At 69.5% G+C, this 14,385-nt stretch carries 17 protein-coding genes; 9 read left to right on the top strand and 8 right to left on the bottom strand.

The annotated features are described in order from the left end of the window. Positions 1 to 43: 43 nt before the first annotated feature. Positions 44 to 550, bottom strand: coding sequence for a GNAT family N-acetyltransferase (locus tag PGN23_RS13210; protein ID WP_335304603.1), 507 nt, complete (start codon positions 548 to 550; stop codon positions 44 to 46). A 193-nt stretch (positions 551 to 743) separates the two neighbouring features. On the opposite strand from PGN23_RS13210, the gene PGN23_RS13205 reads away from it, so the two are divergent. Both PGN23_RS13205 and PGN23_RS13200 read left to right on the top strand, forming a co-directional pair. Further along, a complete protein-coding gene (locus tag PGN23_RS13205) occupies positions 744 to 1,376 on the top strand; it encodes a glutathione S-transferase family protein (protein ID WP_335303385.1) in 633 nt (210 codons plus the stop codon). Further along, on the top strand, positions 1,373 to 1,747 hold the full coding sequence (locus PGN23_RS13200; RefSeq protein WP_335303384.1) for a dihydroneopterin aldolase: 375 nt from the start codon (positions 1,373 to 1,375) through the stop codon (positions 1,745 to 1,747). The genes PGN23_RS13205 and PGN23_RS13200 overlap by 4 nt, the downstream gene beginning before the upstream one ends. On the opposite strand, the gene PGN23_RS13195 is transcribed toward PGN23_RS13200, so the two are convergent. Beyond that, positions 1,722 to 2,642: a hypothetical protein gene (locus PGN23_RS13195; RefSeq protein WP_335303383.1), complete on the bottom strand. Its 921-nt coding sequence runs from the start codon at positions 2,640 to 2,642 to the stop codon at positions 1,722 to 1,724. The genes PGN23_RS13200 and PGN23_RS13195 overlap by 26 nt on opposite strands. Positions 2,643 to 2,868: 226 nt before the next feature. On the opposite strand from PGN23_RS13195, the gene PGN23_RS13190 reads away from it, so the two are divergent. The 5 genes from PGN23_RS13190 (at position 2,869) to PGN23_RS13170 (ending at position 6,025) form a co-directional block, all read left to right on the top strand. Further along, positions 2,869 to 3,537 carry an energy transducer TonB gene (locus PGN23_RS13190; protein ID WP_335303382.1) on the top strand — a complete coding sequence of 223 codons (669 nt, stop codon included), beginning with the start codon at positions 2,869 to 2,871 and terminating at the stop codon, positions 3,535 to 3,537. A 63-nt stretch (positions 3,538 to 3,600) separates the two neighbouring features. Next, positions 3,601 to 4,401 carry a MotA/TolQ/ExbB proton channel family protein gene (locus tag PGN23_RS13185; protein ID WP_335303381.1) on the top strand — a complete coding sequence of 267 codons (801 nt, stop codon included), beginning with the start codon at positions 3,601 to 3,603 and terminating at the stop codon, positions 4,399 to 4,401. Between the two features lie 108 nt (positions 4,402 to 4,509). Next, positions 4,510 to 4,995, top strand: a complete 486-nt coding sequence (locus PGN23_RS13180; protein ID WP_335303380.1) for an ExbD/TolR family protein — start codon at positions 4,510 to 4,512, stop codon at positions 4,993 to 4,995. A 23-nt stretch (positions 4,996 to 5,018) separates the two neighbouring features. Next, the gene (locus tag PGN23_RS13175; RefSeq protein WP_335299723.1) at positions 5,019 to 5,447 is read left to right on the top strand and encodes an ExbD/TolR family protein; all 429 of its coding nucleotides are present in this window, start codon (positions 5,019 to 5,021) and stop codon (positions 5,445 to 5,447) included. Between the two features lie 230 nt (positions 5,448 to 5,677). Continuing rightward, entirely contained in the window at positions 5,678 to 6,025 is a 348-nt protein-coding gene (locus PGN23_RS13170) for a tetratricopeptide repeat protein (protein ID WP_335303379.1), read from the top strand. 812 nt (positions 6,026 to 6,837) lie between these two features. Here the strand turns inward: PGN23_RS13170 and dcd are convergent. Then, positions 6,838 to 7,392, bottom strand: coding sequence for a dCTP deaminase (dcd, locus tag PGN23_RS13165; protein ID WP_335303377.1), 555 nt, complete (start codon positions 7,390 to 7,392; stop codon positions 6,838 to 6,840). Between the two features lie 74 nt (positions 7,393 to 7,466). Between dcd and PGN23_RS13160 the strand changes: the two genes are divergently transcribed. Beyond that, the gene (locus PGN23_RS13160) at positions 7,467 to 7,937 is read left to right on the top strand and encodes an NUDIX domain-containing protein (RefSeq protein WP_335303375.1); all 471 of its coding nucleotides are present in this window, start codon (positions 7,467 to 7,469) and stop codon (positions 7,935 to 7,937) included. 66 nt (positions 7,938 to 8,003) lie between these two features. Here the strand turns inward: PGN23_RS13160 and PGN23_RS13155 are convergent, their stop codons facing one another. From PGN23_RS13155 to PGN23_RS13135, 5 genes are all read right to left on the bottom strand, one after another. Continuing rightward, positions 8,004 to 9,326: a sensor histidine kinase gene (locus PGN23_RS13155; protein ID WP_335303374.1), complete on the bottom strand. Its 1,323-nt coding sequence runs from the start codon at positions 9,324 to 9,326 to the stop codon at positions 8,004 to 8,006. Between the two features lie 2 nt (positions 9,327 to 9,328). Further along, positions 9,329 to 10,051, bottom strand: coding sequence for a response regulator (locus PGN23_RS13150; protein WP_335304602.1), 723 nt, complete (start codon positions 10,049 to 10,051; stop codon positions 9,329 to 9,331). 467 nt (positions 10,052 to 10,518) lie between these two features. Next, on the bottom strand, positions 10,519 to 10,971 hold the full coding sequence (locus tag PGN23_RS13145) for a ca2+ sensor protein (protein WP_335303373.1): 453 nt from the start codon (positions 10,969 to 10,971) through the stop codon (positions 10,519 to 10,521). 116 nt (positions 10,972 to 11,087) lie between these two features. Then, positions 11,088 to 11,873, bottom strand: a complete 786-nt coding sequence (locus PGN23_RS13140; RefSeq protein ID WP_335303372.1) for a thioesterase family protein — start codon at positions 11,871 to 11,873, stop codon at positions 11,088 to 11,090. A 112-nt stretch (positions 11,874 to 11,985) separates the two neighbouring features. After that, on the bottom strand, positions 11,986 to 13,521 hold the full coding sequence (locus PGN23_RS13135) for a class I adenylate-forming enzyme family protein (protein WP_335303371.1): 1,536 nt from the start codon (positions 13,519 to 13,521) through the stop codon (positions 11,986 to 11,988). 31 nt (positions 13,522 to 13,552) lie between these two features. Here PGN23_RS13135 and PGN23_RS13130 point away from each other — a divergent pair, with 31 nt between their 5' ends. Next, a complete protein-coding gene (locus PGN23_RS13130; protein ID WP_335303370.1) occupies positions 13,553 to 14,383 on the top strand; it encodes an SDR family NAD(P)-dependent oxidoreductase in 831 nt (276 codons plus the stop codon). Positions 14,384 to 14,385 lie beyond the last annotated feature (2 nt).

Genomic DNA, 14,385 nt, shown 5'->3' with positions numbered 1-14,385 from the left:
GAGGTAGGGAGGCGGGGGCGGCAGGTAAAGGTCGGCGAACGGATCAGGCGGGAGCGACGACCCGCGGCTGGATGTCCCCCGCGCCCGCCGGCACATCGGGCCCGCGCGCCAGCAGGCGGTCGCGCTCGACCGGGCCGGGCACCCGCCACAGCGCGGTCGCCGCCGCGGAGAAGCCGAAGAAGCGGCCGTAATATTGGTGGTCGCCGATCAGCATCTGCGACTGCCCCTGCGCATCCGCCGCCGCCAGCGCCGCCGCGGTCAGCCGCCGGCCGAGCCCGCCCTGCTGCCGCTCCGGCTCCACCGCGACCGGGCCGACCATGACCAGCGGCACGCGGCGCCCGTCGTCGCCCGCGAACTGCACCGGCCAGCACTGGATGGTGCCGAGCAGCGTGTCGCCCTCCAGCGCGGCGAAGCTGAGCGATGCGATCGCGGCCGTTCCCGCGCGCAGCCGATAGGCGGTGCGCGCGTGCCGCCCGGGGCCGAAAGCGCGGTCGAGCAATCGCTCCACCGCATCCGGCGCTACCGTGTCGATCGGCACCAGTCCGTCCATCGCGTCCCCCGCATGCTCCACGCCGGCGCGGTCCCCCGCGGCGGGCGCGCTTTAGGGGCAGCCTCGCGGTGTGACAATGGGCGCTGCCCGCGACGCCCGCATCGGCGGGTGGCGGCGATGCGGTTGCCAGTGCAGCGTCGGTCGCCTAGGCCGGCCTGGCCGGGGCGGCAGGGAATTGGGTGGGACGATCGTCATGAAGCTGTACGATGCCGGGTGGGCGCCGAGCCCGCGACGGGTGCGCATCTTCCTCGCGGAGAAGCGGATCGAGGTGCCCCGCGTCGCCGTCGACCTGCGTCGCAACGAGCAGCTGGGCGCCGAATATCTGGCGATCAACCCGCGCGGGACCGTGCCCGCGCTGGTGCTCGACGATGGCGAGGTCGTCACCGAATCGCACGCCATCTGCCGCTTCCTGGAGGCGCTGCATCCCGAGCCGGCGCTGTTCGGCACCCGCCCGATCGAGGTCGCGCGGATCGAGGAGTGGACGCGGCGCGTCGAGGAAAGCGGCTATGTCGCCGCGGTGGAGGCGTTCCGCAACGGCCATCCCGCCTTTGCGGGCCGCGCGCTGCCCGGTGCCGCGGGGGCGGTGCCGCAGATCCCGGCGCTGGCCGAGCGCGCGCAGCTTCGCTGGACCTCGTTCGTGGCGACGCTGGACGAGCGGCTGGCGGACGGCGAATGGATCGCGGGCGCGACCTTCTCCTTCGCCGACATCATGGCGCTGACCACGATCGACTTCGCGGCGAGGGCCAGGCTGGCGATCCCCGACGAGGCGGAGCATCTGCGCCGCTGGTACGACCGCGCCGCCGCACGCCCGAGTGCGCAGGCATGACGCCCGATACGCTGGAGCTGGAGGTCCACGACCTCGTGGTACAGGTGCTGACCGGCATCTATTCCGAAGAGACGCATCTGCCGCAGCCGCTGCGCATCTCGCTCACCGTGCGGCTCGATGCGCCCGCACGCTTCGCGCCGGACACGCCGCTGGAGGCATCGAAGAACTACCTCGACCTGAAGCACGCCGCCACCGCCGCGCTGGCGACCGCGGGGCATTTCACACTGATCGAGGCGGTCGCGGATCATATCGCCGAGACGCTGTTCCTGCAGGACCGGCGCGTGCAGCGGGTGAAGGTGAAGATCGTCAAGCTCGCCATCGCCGAGGAGGGCGAGGCGATCGGGATCACGCTGGTCCGCCACCGCCGCTGACAGCGCTGCCGGAAATTGTGCCCGCCGCGGATGGAATCGTCCCATTCCGGCACGGTCCCAGCGCCGCGATGACGAACGCATAGTCCTCGCGCGCGGCCTGCGCGTCGCTGTCGGACAGCGCCGCGGTGCTGCGATCGGGCAGCGTGGGCGGCAGCGCGCAGGCCAGGCGATACCATAGCAACGTGTCGCGCGTGGGCGCGGCGGCGGCATCGTCGATGATCTCGCTCAACGCCACCGACCAGCGCGGCTGCTCGCCGGGGCGCCGCAGGATCGACAAGGCAGCGGGGCGGTCGCCCTGCGTCGTCAGGAAGATCTGCGTCTCGCCCTCGCCGGGCAGCGCGCCGGGGACGTGGAAGGCGTTGCGGACGCCCGTGACGACCGGCGGCGCATCGGCCGCCGCCGCCTCCTGCGCGATGCGGCGCGCCAGCGATTCGAGCGCGGGCGACCAGCTGCGCTGCGCCTCGGGGGTGACCAGCTGTATCTGATCGGGACGCCCCGCCACCGGACGGGCGAAGGCGAGCACGCGCTGCTTCTTCAGGTTCGGGGTGCGACCGCGCCAGTCCGGCGCGACATCGACCAGCCAGCCCACCCGCGGCGGGATCGCCCCCGTACCGCGCACAAGCGCGATCACGTCGCCCTCGACATAGAAGCGCGTATGCCCCGGCGCGACGCCGGCGGCCTCCGCCCCCTTGATCTTCGCGGCCGAGCGGATCGTCGCGTCGACGACCATCGGGCTTTGCAGCACCAGATCGGCGGTCTCCGCATAATCGGGAGCCGGGGCCGCTGCCGCGGCCTGCGCGGCGGGCTGCTGCGCCGTCGCGGGCAGCGCGGCGAGCGCGGCCGCCGCGACGGATAGGAAAAATCGGCAGGGGGTCGGGCGGACGGGTGAGGACATCGTCACGGCCTACGTCAACCGACATGAACGATACAGAAATAAATCTGTCGCCGTTCGATTGTACGTTTGTTGCGCCCGACAAAGCGTTTGCGTCGCCAATGGGTGCGCGATAGGACTCGCCGGTCTGTGGCCAACCCAGATGGGTGCTGCGGAAAGGTAAACAACCCGGTCGGATTTTTCGTCCGACCACCCACAGGGCCGCAGGATGAGGGAGTTTCGTTGCTGAATGGCCTATTCTGACCAGAAGATGAGCGGAGGCAAGATCGGCGCGCTGGTGATCGTCGCGCTGATCCACGTCGCTCTCGGCTATGCCTTCGTGACCGGCCTCGCGACCAACTTCGTCAAGAAGCAGGTCGAGAAGCTGAACACGTTCGACGTGGAAGAGCCGCCACCCCCGCCGCCCGATGAGCCGCCGCCCCCGCCGCCGGACGTCCCGATGACGCCTCCGCCGGTCGTGTCGCCGCCGCCGATCGTGCAGAATCCCAACCCGCCGCCGGTCGTGATCCAGTCGGTGCCGACCCCGCCGCCGGTCTTCGTGCCGTCGCCGGTCGTCGCACCGCCCGCGCCGCCGCCGGCTCCTCCGGCCCCGCCGGTCGTGAGCAAGGCAGCCGGTGCGAAGGGCAATCCCGCCGACTGGATCACGCAGGACGATTATCCGCCCAGCTCGATCCGTGCGGAGGAGGAAGGCACCACCGCGATCACCTGGACCATCAACACCCAGGGTCGTGTCGAAAACTGCCGCGTGACCGCGTCGAGCGGTTCGTCCGCTCTCGACCAGGCAGCCTGCCGGGCGCTCCAGCGCCGGGCGCGCTACTCTCCGGCGGTCGATGCGGCCGGCAATCCGATCGCCACGACGCAATCGCGCCGTGTCGTGTGGAAGCTGCCGCAGAACTGACGCGCTGCGTGATCTGAATCGAACGATACGAACCGAAATATCCAGTCAGAGGACTCAACCGTAATGCTCACCACCATTCTCGCCGCAGCGGCGCCGGCCGCGGCCAAGGGCGAAAACCCGTACGGCCTGATCCCGGCGCTCCGTGAGGGCGGCCTGATCTCGCAGACCGTCTTCGCGATCCTGGTGCTGATGTCGATCATCAGCTTCTACATCCTGTTCTCGAAGCTGTTCGAGCAGCAGAAGATCATGAACCAGGCGAAGCGCGTCCGCGCCCAGTTCTGGAACAGCACCTCGCTGCGCGAAGGCTCGGCGAAGCTGGAGAAGAACTCGGCCTACAAGCAGCTGGTCGACGACGGCCTGGCCGCTCAGGAGCAGCACTCGAAGCTGACCGATCCGGTCGAGGCGCACGACTGGCTGCACGGCTCGCTGGCGCGTTCGGAAGCCGCGATCAACTCGAAGCTGGGCGGCGGTCTCGCCTTCCTGGCGACCGTGGGCGCGACCTCGCCGTTCATCGGTCTGTTCGGTACGGTTATCGGCATCTACCGCGCGCTCATCAAGATCGGCGCGGCCGGTCAGGCGTCGATCGACGCGGTCGCCGGTCCGGTCGGTGAGGCGCTCATCATGACCGCGCTCGGCCTGGTCGTCGCGGTTCCCGCGGTGCTGGCCTACAACTGGCTGCAGCGCCGCAACAAGGCGATCGCGGAGGACCTGTCGGCCTTCTCGAACGACGTGCTGGGCTTCCTGGCGTCGGACGGCAAGGTACGTCCGACCATCGCGGGCGGCGCGGCGCCGAAGGCTCCGGTGAAGCCGGCGGCGGCGACCACCACCGCGGGCCAGACGGGCGGCGTCCAGACCCGCTCGTAAGTCCGGGTCATGCGGGGCGGTCGCGGCGGCCGCCCCGTCGATCACCTGCCGCCGCCTTGCCCCTCGCGGGCTCCGGCGGCGGGACGAAGGAATAGGAAAGCCTGATCCATGGCGATGAGCGTTGGCGGCGACGCCACTGACGAAAAACCGATGTCGGACATCAACACGACGCCCCTCGTGGACGTCATGCTGGTTCTCCTCATCATCTTCCTGATCGCGGTGCCGGTCGTGGTGCAGACGGTGCAGCTCAAGCTGCCCCAGGTGCGGTTCGACCCCACGACGACCAAGCCCGAGAACGTCTCGCTCTCGATCAACGCAGCCTCGGACGGCACCTGCCAGGTCTATTGGGGTCTCACCAAGGTGACGCACCAGGAACTGCTGGACCGCGCGGTGGCCAAGCTGAAGACCGAGATCGAGCGCCAGGGCGGCGTGGGCAATCCCGATCTGGAATTGCCCGAGGCGCATGTGCGTGCGGACGTGAACGTGCCGTGGCGCTGCGTGGCCGGTGCGATCTACAACATGCAGATGGCAGGCTTCGCGAAGGTGGGCTTCATCTCCGAACCGCCTCCCGGCGGCGAAGCCGTCCGCCTCTGACGGCCATTTAGGAGTATTCTGACATGGCAATGAGTGCAGGCCGCGACGACGGCGAGCCGATGATGGACATGAACACGACGCCGTTGATCGACGTCATGCTCGTGCTCCTCATCATGTTCATCATCACCATCCCGATCCAGACGCACGCGGTGAAGGTGGATCTGCCGGTCAACGACCCCAATGCGGTCAAGCCCCCGGTCGACCCGATCAAGAACAAGATCGCGATCGACGTCGCGGGCAACGTGACCTGGAACGGCACGCCGGTGAACCCGACGCTGCTGCGCCAGTATCTGGACCAGTCGGCGGCGATGAACCCCGAGCCCGAGCTCCAGTTCCAGCCCGATCCGGCGACCCGGTACGAGGTCGTCGATCAGACGCTGGCGGAGATCAAGCGGTCCAACGTGACCAAGCTGGGCTTCGTCGGCAACGAGCAATACTACCGCGATTTCTGATCCGCCGCCGCGTCGTCACGACGCGCGGCCGATGGGAAGCGACAACGGGCGGTCCCCCTGGGGCCGCCCTTTTTCGTGCGTGCGGTCCGGCGATCGACCGGCTGCCCCGTCGGGAATGTTTCATTTCCATGACGAGAAACCGCTTGTACCGCCGTCGCGAAAGTGACACGTTGATGTCATAAAAGCGTAACCGAAGCGTTGGGCGGAGGTCGAAGCGCAAGGAGGTTGGGATGCGGATGATGATCGGAGCGGCCATGGCAGCGGCCGCCGTCGTGGCGGTGCCGGCGCTGGCAAAGGATCGGACCGGCTATCAGGCAATCGCCGCGGGCAATCTGTCGCAGGCACAGGCCACGCTCGCGCAGGAGCGCGCCATCTATCCCCATCGGCCGGAACTGATGCTCAATCAGGCAGCGGTGTTCGCGCGGACGGGCCGGATCGCGGAAGCCCGGGCGCTGTACGGCGAGGTGCTGGCGCGCGATGCGGTCGCGCTGGACCTGCCCGATGGCAATGTCGCGTCGTCCCACGCGGTAGCGGAACGGGGCATCATGCGGCTGACGTCGGCCATCGCCGCGCGCTGACGGATGTGACATCGAGGCAACGCCTGTGGCGGGGTTGCCTCGATGTTCAGCCAGATGCCGGTGGTCGATCGGGTTTTCCGGTTAGTACCAGCTGGTGGGTGCGCGACCCCTGGGCGGGCGTGCTCGCAACGGCGCGGGAATGTGACGGTCGGCGAATGTCGGATGCGTCGTCCGGAAGCGGAGGCACGCCGTCGTCGTCGAGGCAGCGGCGAACGGATCGCTACCGGACAGGGCCGACCATCAGAAAATGACGGGCAGAAAGCGCTGGTTTCGCATAGCCGGGCGTGCGCCGTATTCCCGGGAGGTGAGCGCCGGAAGCGCGCGGAACTGTCGTTTGCAGGCCGTTCGGGCTGAATTTCGTTCAGATCAACGTCCTGAGGGCAGCCGAAGCGCTCGTCCTGAGCTAGTTCCTCGCCGGGCGCGCCCGCGACGGTATCGTTACGTCGCAGTGATCGGGTACGGCGATGAAATGTCGGATGCATGGCGACAGGAACCACGCAGCCGGTGTCACAACCCCCCGGAAACGGATCGAGCTCAAGCCCTGGCGTACAGTGATGCGCGCCGGCCGGGGCGGCTCCGACCCGCGGTTCGTGCTCTCGACAGCGCAAGATTCGCCGAAGGTCGGGTGCGACGACAGGCCAGGCGGCTTTTGTCGAAGCCACGACGACCGCATCTGCCCTGAGCCGGGCGAATGGCGACGCGCGCGTGGCCTGAGCGCGCTCCCACCCGCCGGGGAAAGACCCAGCGGCTCCCGTGCGTCGTCGTCGGACGCCGTCTGCCTGACGCTTTATCCGCGACGATCCCGCGCGGCGTCAGAGCCGCGGCAGGGTGACGCCGCGCTGGCCCATGTATTTCCCCGCGCGATCGGAATAGCTGATCTCGCACGGCTCGTTCCCTTGCAGGAACAGGAACTGGCAGGCGCCTTCGTTCGCGTAGATCTTGGCGGGAAGCGGCGTGGTGTTCGAGAATTCGAGCGTCACGTGCCCCTCCCAACCGGGTTCGAGCGGGGTGACGTTCACGATGATGCCGCAGCGCGCATAGGTCGATTTTCCGAGGCAGATCACCAGCACGTCACGCGGCACGCGGAAATATTCGACCGTCCGCGCCAGCGCGAAGCTGTTGGGCGGGATGATGCAGACGTCGGTCTTGCGGTCGACGAAGCTGTTGGCGGCGAAGTCCTTCGGGTCGACCAATGCATTGTCGACATTGGTGAAGATCTTGAACTCGTCGGCCACGCGCGCGTCATAGCCGTAGCTGGACAGGCCGTAGCTGATGCAGCCGTCGCGCCGCTGCGCCTCGACGAAGGGTTCGATCATCCCGTCGGCGCGCGCGCGGTCGCGGATCCAGCGATCGGACAGAATCGACATGGCAACACCCTCTGGGACTGAGCGGTCGCTTTCGCCCGCGACGCGCGGCGACGCAAGCGATAGGATCGCCCGCCATGACGCTCGTCCGGTCGATCCTGTCGCTGCTCTACCCGGTGCGCCGCCGCGCGATGGCGCTGCTGCGCTGGAAGACGCGCGGCGTGAAGGTGCTGCTATTCGATCCGGACGGGCGGGTGCTGCTGGTGCGTCACGGCTACGGGCGCAGCGACCTGTTCATGCTTCCGGGTGGCGGGGTGGCGCGGCGCGAATCGCCCGCGGCCGCGGCGGTGCGCGAGATCCGGGAGGAACTGGACTGCGCGATCACGGACCCGACTCCGATCGCCACCTATCGCGCCCGCGCCGAGGGACGGCGCGATACGGTCCATCTGTTCTCGGCCCGGACCGCCGACCGGCCGACGCCTGATGGGCGCGAGATCATCGAGGCGCGGTTCGTAGCGCTGGACGCCCTGCCCGGGACGACTTCCGCGGCGACCAGGCGGAGGATCGCCGAGTGGCGGGGCGAGCGGGCGAGGTCGGCCGACTGGTAGCGCCGATCGACGGTGCACGCTTCCTGCCCTCCACGCGCAGTCGGCGCCCGGAGCGACCCGGTCGCGTCAGCGCGGCAGGAGGATCCGCGCCTCCAGCCCGCCCTCCGCGCGGTTCGCCAGCGTGATGTCGCCGCGTGCCTCTCGCACGATCGCGCGGGCGAGCGCGAGGCCCAGCCCGATCCCGCCGGTGTCGCGGTTGCGCGAGCTTTCCAGCCGCGTGAACGGGTCGAAGACGTCCTCCAGCCGCTCGGCCGGGATGCCGGGGCCGTGATCGGCGACGGTGATCGCGACCGCGGCGGGTTGGGGAACGATCCGGACCTCGGCGGTGCCGCCGTATTTCACCGCATTTTCGATGAGGTTGCGGACCGCGCGACGGGTCAGCGACGGACGCAGGCGCATCGTGACACGCGCGTCGTCGTCGAAGCGGACGTCCGCGCCAAGGTCGCGGAAATCCTCCACCACCGCATCGACCAGCGCGACGACGTCGACCTCGGTCGCCGGTTCACTGGGGCGGCCCAACCGCGCGAGCGAGAGGATGTCGTCGAGCGTGCGGTTCATCTCGCCGATCGTGTCGGCCATCCGCGCGCGGTCCTGCTCGTCCTCGACCGACTCGATGCGGACGCGCAGGGCGGCAAGCGGCGTGCGCAGGTCGTGGCCGATCGCGCCGAGCATCCGGTCCTTTTCGTCGAGCATCGCGCCGACGCGCAGGCGCAGCGCGTTGAACGCGGCGGTGACGTCCTGCACGTCGGGGGGACCGTGGAGGGGAAGCGGTTCGGCGCTGCTACCCGGCGTATAGTCGCGCGCGGCGGTGGCCAGTTCGCGCAACGGGCGCGAGATGCGGCGCGCGACCCACAGTACGGGAAGCAGCACGACGACGTAGAGGATCAGCGTTTGCGCCAGCAGACGCCAGAACAGTCGCGCATCGCCGCGCGACCACGGCGCGGTCATCACGAGCCAGCGGCCCGCGGGCTGCTGCACCGCGATGACGATCACTTCGCCGTGCGCGTGCGTGCGCGCACGGGAGAAATGGGGGCGGAGCTGCTCGATGCGGGCGATCGACACCTGGACGCGGCGCTGCGGTACGTTCTGCTCGGCCAGTTGGGTGACGAGTTCCGCGGCGAGATCGTCGCGCGATTGCATGGCGGGCGTGATCGGACTGGTCGCCATCGCACGCACGCGGCCGCGATCGGGCCGCAGCGGTCGTCCGGCGGTCTCGCGATCGAGCGAATCGGCGATCCGCACCGCGGCCGGGCGCGTCGCCTGCGCCAGACGAAAGGCGGCGCGGTCGCGCAGGATCAGCGCGAGATTGATCGCCTGCGCCGCGAACAGCGCCAGCGCGACCAGCAACGCCATCTGACCGGCCAGGCTGCGCGGCCATGGCCGCGGCATCCTCACAGCCGGGTGACGTCGGTGGAGAAGGCGTAGCCGCCGCCCCACACGGTCTTGATGATCTCGGGCGCCTTGGGATCGGCCTCGATCTTGCGGCGAAGGCGGCTGACCTGATTGTCGATCGCGCGGTCGAAGGCCGCGGCCTCGCGCCCCTGCGTCAGGTCGAGCAACTGGTCGCGGGTCAGCACCTGTCGCGGGCGCTGCACCAGCGCGAGCAGCAGATTGTATTCGCCGGTCGACAGCGCGACGGACACGCCCTCGCGGTCGACCAGCGCGCGTTCGCCGGTCTTCAGCACCCAGCCGGCGAAGGCGTAGGCGCTTGCCTCCGGTGCGTGCTGACGCACCCCGCCGGGGCCGGCGACGCGGCGGAGCACGGTCTTGATCCGCGCCGACAGCTCGCGCGGGGAGAAGGGCTTCACGACATAATCGTCCGCGCCCATTTCCAGCCCGACGATGCGATCGGTCTCCTCCGCCCGGGCGGTGAGCAGGATGACGGGCGTGTCGCCATGCGCGCGGATGTGGCGGCACAGCGACAGGCCGTCCTCGCCCGGCATCATGATGTCGAGCACGACGAGGTCGATGGCATAGGCCGCCATCCGGGTACGCGCCGACTCGGCATCGGCGGCCTGCGTCACGCGGAAGCCCTGCCGCGTGAGATAGGCGGCGAGCGGTTCGCGGATCGAGCGTTCGTCGTCGACCAGCAGGAGATGCGGAATATCGCCCATATCGTCGGGGCTTGGCATAGCTTCGACCTGTGGTGAAGGGGCGGGGGCGCGCTAGCGGCATGTCGACCCTGCGCCGGGATCCCGCTTTGCTGCGACGGTAGCGGGACCCCGGAACAAGTCGAGTCCTCTGCGAAAGTCGTGGATCGCCCGATAATTTCGCCGTTTCCCGGCGAAGGCGGGACCTTTGCAAAACAGGTGCAACGGCACCCAGCCCACGCCGTGCTCCTGCGCAGGCAGGAGCCCAGGGCCAGGCAGAGCAACGCCTTATGGGACCTGCAACTCCTGGCTCCTGCCTTCGCAGGAGCACGGTGTAGCCTTTTGCAAAGGTCCCGCGAAGGCCGGGGTCCAGTTGGCGTGGCTTCTCCGTTCGTTACCACCGTCCCCCAGCTGCGCCCCGGCCTCCGCCGGGGAACGAGGAACCGGGTTTCATAGAGGTCTCGAACAAGGCCGGGGTGACGAGGGGCGCCTTACCGATTCGCGTCCGCGGCGGGGGGCACCGGCGCCATCGGGCGGTCGCCGTTATGGCCGACCCGGCGCGCGCGCATCAGCATCCGCGCGGCCTCGCGCTCCTGCGGGTCGATGCGACCGTCGTGGTTGGTGTCGATCCGGTCGAAGCGCTTCAGCGCCCGCTCGCGGAACTGCGCCTGCGTCCACTCGCGATCCTTGCCGCCGCGGTGGGCCCCGCGCTTCGCCTCACGCTCGGCACGGCGCGCCTCGTGGAAGGCGCGGCGCTCGTCGGGCGAGATCTTGCCGTCGCGGTTGGTGTCCATCGCGGCGAAGCGGCGGTCGGCCTGCGCCGCGGCGTCCTGTCGCGTGACGACGCGATCGGCGTCGTCACGTGACGGGGGCGGGGTCTGCGCGGCCGCCGCGCCCGACAGCAAGGTGGCGGCGAGCGAGGCGAGGATGATCGGGGTCTTCATGGGCGACGGTCCTTCGTGGTGGGGGCGGCGGGGCGTTCCCGCCGCATGACCCGCCATCTAGGGACCGCCTGTCGCGGACGTGTGTCGGCCCGCGCGCGCAATTGTCGCGAAACGTATCAGCCGAAGATCGCGACCGACTGCATCTGCTCGGCGACCTTCACGCCATCGGCGTTCCACACCCCCATCACCTGCGACGAGCTGCCCGCGCGCGCATAGTCCGCGTCGGAGCGGAGCAGCCACCAGCCGTCCGTCGTCGTGGGCTGCGGCCCGAGGACGTTGAGGATCCACGTCAGCGAACTCATCGGCACGTTGCGCCCCAGGATGCGCAGCGCGGCAGGCGGCAGGCAATCGGCGACCGCGACCAGCTCGACCATCGGGTCCAGCCCGTCGCGCTCGTTGAGGCGGGTCCAGCGCAGCCACTCGGCCGGTTTCAGGTTCGGCCCCTCGCGCCGGTCGAGGAATTCGAACCGCTGCGTGAAGGCGACGTGCGGGTTGCCGAGGAAGGTCTTGTCGTCCGGACCGGGCTTCGCGAAGTCGGGGGCGGGTGTGTCCTCGCGGTCGATCTCGCTGTCGATCGCGCGCATGAAGACGAACGTGGCGCGCGTGCCCAGCCCGTTCTCGCCGATGACGTCGGCGTGGATGAAGGCGGCGTTCTTGCCGCGCCGCAGCCGCTCGGTCCGTACCGTCACCGGGCCGGCGAGCGGTCCGACGAAGCTGACCTGGGCGGAGCGCAGCGGCGGCAGGTCGGGCTCCGAGTGCATGGCGGCATGGAGCGCGATCGCGGCAGACAGCCCGCCGTAGGAGGTGCGCCCCTGCAGCCAGTCGTCGGGGATATGGCCGGACCATTCGCCGCCGTCGTTCGGCGTCAGTCCGTCGAGTATGTCCTTCAGGCTGGATGTCATCTTGGCCCCTTTGATAGTCATCGTCACCCCGGCCCTGAGCCGGGGTCCCGCTTAGAATCGCGCGGGAGAACAGTGAGCGGGACCCCGGATCAAGTCCGGGGGGGGCGAGGAATTACGCAAATTCCCCGGCTGCAAGCCGGTCGCGCAATTCCCGCTTCAATACCTTGCCGATCGCGCTGCGCGGCAGCTCCTCGGCGAGGTACAGCGCGGACAGGCGCTGCGTCTTGCCCAGTTTCGCGTTCGTCTCCGCGCGGATCGCCTCCGCGTCGGCGGTGGCACCGGCGCGCGGGACGTAGAAGCCGACCGGCGTCTCGCCCCATTCCTCGCTGGCGACGCCCACGACGGTGCAATCGGCGACGTCCGCGTGCTGCGCCAGCACCGCCTCCAGATCGGACGGGTAGATGTTGAACCCGCCGGAGATAATCATGTCCTTCTTGCGATCCATCAGGATCAGGAAGCCGTCCGCATCGAAGCGGCCGACGTCGCCGTGGCGGATGAAGCGCTCGCCCGCGGGCGAATACCAGGTGGCGTCCGCGGTCGCCTGCGCGCGGCCGTGATAGCCGTTCATCATCGCCGCCGATCGCCCGACGATCTCGCCGGTCTCGCCGGGCGCCACCTCGTGGCCGTCGTCGTCGATCAGGCGGATGTCATGGTCGGGCAGGGGACGGCCGACGGTGTGGAGCTTGTCGGGGAATTCCGTGGCATTGAGCGCGCAGCTGCCGCCGCCTTCGGTCATGCCGTAATATTCGAGCAGCAGCCCCGGCCAGCGCGCGACCACGTCGGCCTTCAGCGCGGGCTTGAACGGGGCGGAGGTGCAGGTCTTGAAGCGGAACGCCGACAGGTCGAAGCGGTCGAAATCGGGAAGCGCCATGATCCGCTGATATTGTACCGGGACCAGCATGGTGTGGGTGGCGCGGTACCTCTCGGCGAGCTCCAGATAGCGGCGCGCGTCGAATTTCTTCATCAGCACCACCGCCCCGCCCCAGGCGAGCGTGGGCAGGAAGCTGACCAATGTGGTGTTCGAATAGAGCGGCGTCGCCAGCAGGGTGACGGCGGTGTCGAACCCGGCGGCGGCATTGCGCGACAGATGCTGCCAGCGCATCGCATGGCTCTGCACGATCCCCTTGGGCACGCCGGTGGTGCCGGAGGAATAGATGATGTTGAAGCCGTCCTCGGGCGCGATGTCGACCGGGGCGGGGGTGGCGTCCTCCGGGGCAAGCCAGGCCTCCAGCTCCTCCAGCATGATGACGCGCGCGGCGATGTCCTGCCCGCGCAGCGCCTCGGCATTGGCGGCATCCAGGAAGACGATGTCGGCGCCGCTGTCCGCGATCATCCCCGCGATCTGCGCCGGGGTGGCCGACGGCTGGATCGGCGCGGCGACCGATCCCGCGCGCAACGTGCCCAGAAACGTCACCGCCTGTGCCACGCAGGGGTAGGATACCGACGCCACCGCCTGCCCTTGCCGCGTTCCGTCGCGCTGCAACGCCGCTGCGACGCGGTCCATCAGGCGGTTCAGCGTGCCGTAATCGACCCGCACCTCGTCATCCGCCACCGCCAGTGCGCGCGGATCGCGCCCCGCATGCGCGCGGATGAGGTCGGGCAGCGTGCCGAACGGGTCGCTGGGGTGCGGTGACGTCGTCGTGGTCATGGCGGCTACGGCTAGGCGAAGCGGATCGCGAATGCCATACGCGATCTTCGAAAACGTGAAATCGGGAGAGCGGACGATGAAGGACGGCGTAGCGATCGTCACGGGCGGCGGCACCGGGATCGGCGCGGCGGTGGTGCGGCGGCTGGCGGCGCGCGGGGTGCGCTGCGTCATCAACTACGCGTCCAGCCGCGACGATGCGGAGGCGCTGGCGGCGGAGGTCGGCGGCGGCGCGATCGCGGTGCAGGCGGACATCGCCGAGGATTCGCAATGCCGCGCGCTGGCGCAGGCGGCGGTGGACGCGTTCGGCCGGATCGACTTTCTGGTGAACAATGCGGGCCGCACCAAATTCGCCGCGCACGAGGACCTGGAGGCGCTGGAGGCGGAGGATTTCGTCCACATCTATCGCCTGAACACGATCGCGCCCTTCCAGATGGTGCGCGCCTGTGCGCCGCATCTGCGCCGCAGCGACATGGGCGCGGTGGTGAACGTCGCCAGCGTGGCGGGCGTGTTCGGGATCGGGTCGTCGGTCGCCTATGCCGCCTCCAAGGGTGCGCTCATCACAATGACCAAGAGCCTGGCGCGCGTGCTGGCGCCCGCCATCCGCATCAACGCGGTGGCGCCGGGCTATGTCGGCACCGGCTGGTTCGAAAAGCGCCTCGGCGAAGAGGGTTTTGCAAAGCTGAATGCGAAGATCGCAGGCGCGACGCCGATGGCGATGGCGGCGGGGCCGGACGATATCGCCGGGCCGATCGAGATGCTGCTCGACCCCGCCAGCCGCGTGATGACGGGCGAGGTGCTGCTGCTCGACGCGGGCGGGCACCTCGACATCGGCCTCAGCCGCCGTCCGGGGCGCGAGGGGTAGGC

The sequence above is a fragment of the Sphingomonas adhaesiva genome, from assembly GCF_036946125.1.
GTDB classification, from domain to species: Bacteria; Pseudomonadota; Alphaproteobacteria; order Sphingomonadales; family Sphingomonadaceae; genus Sphingomonas; species Sphingomonas adhaesiva_A.
Note: the sequence above shows the minus strand (reverse complement) of the source record. Positions and strands in the feature narration are given on the sequence as shown.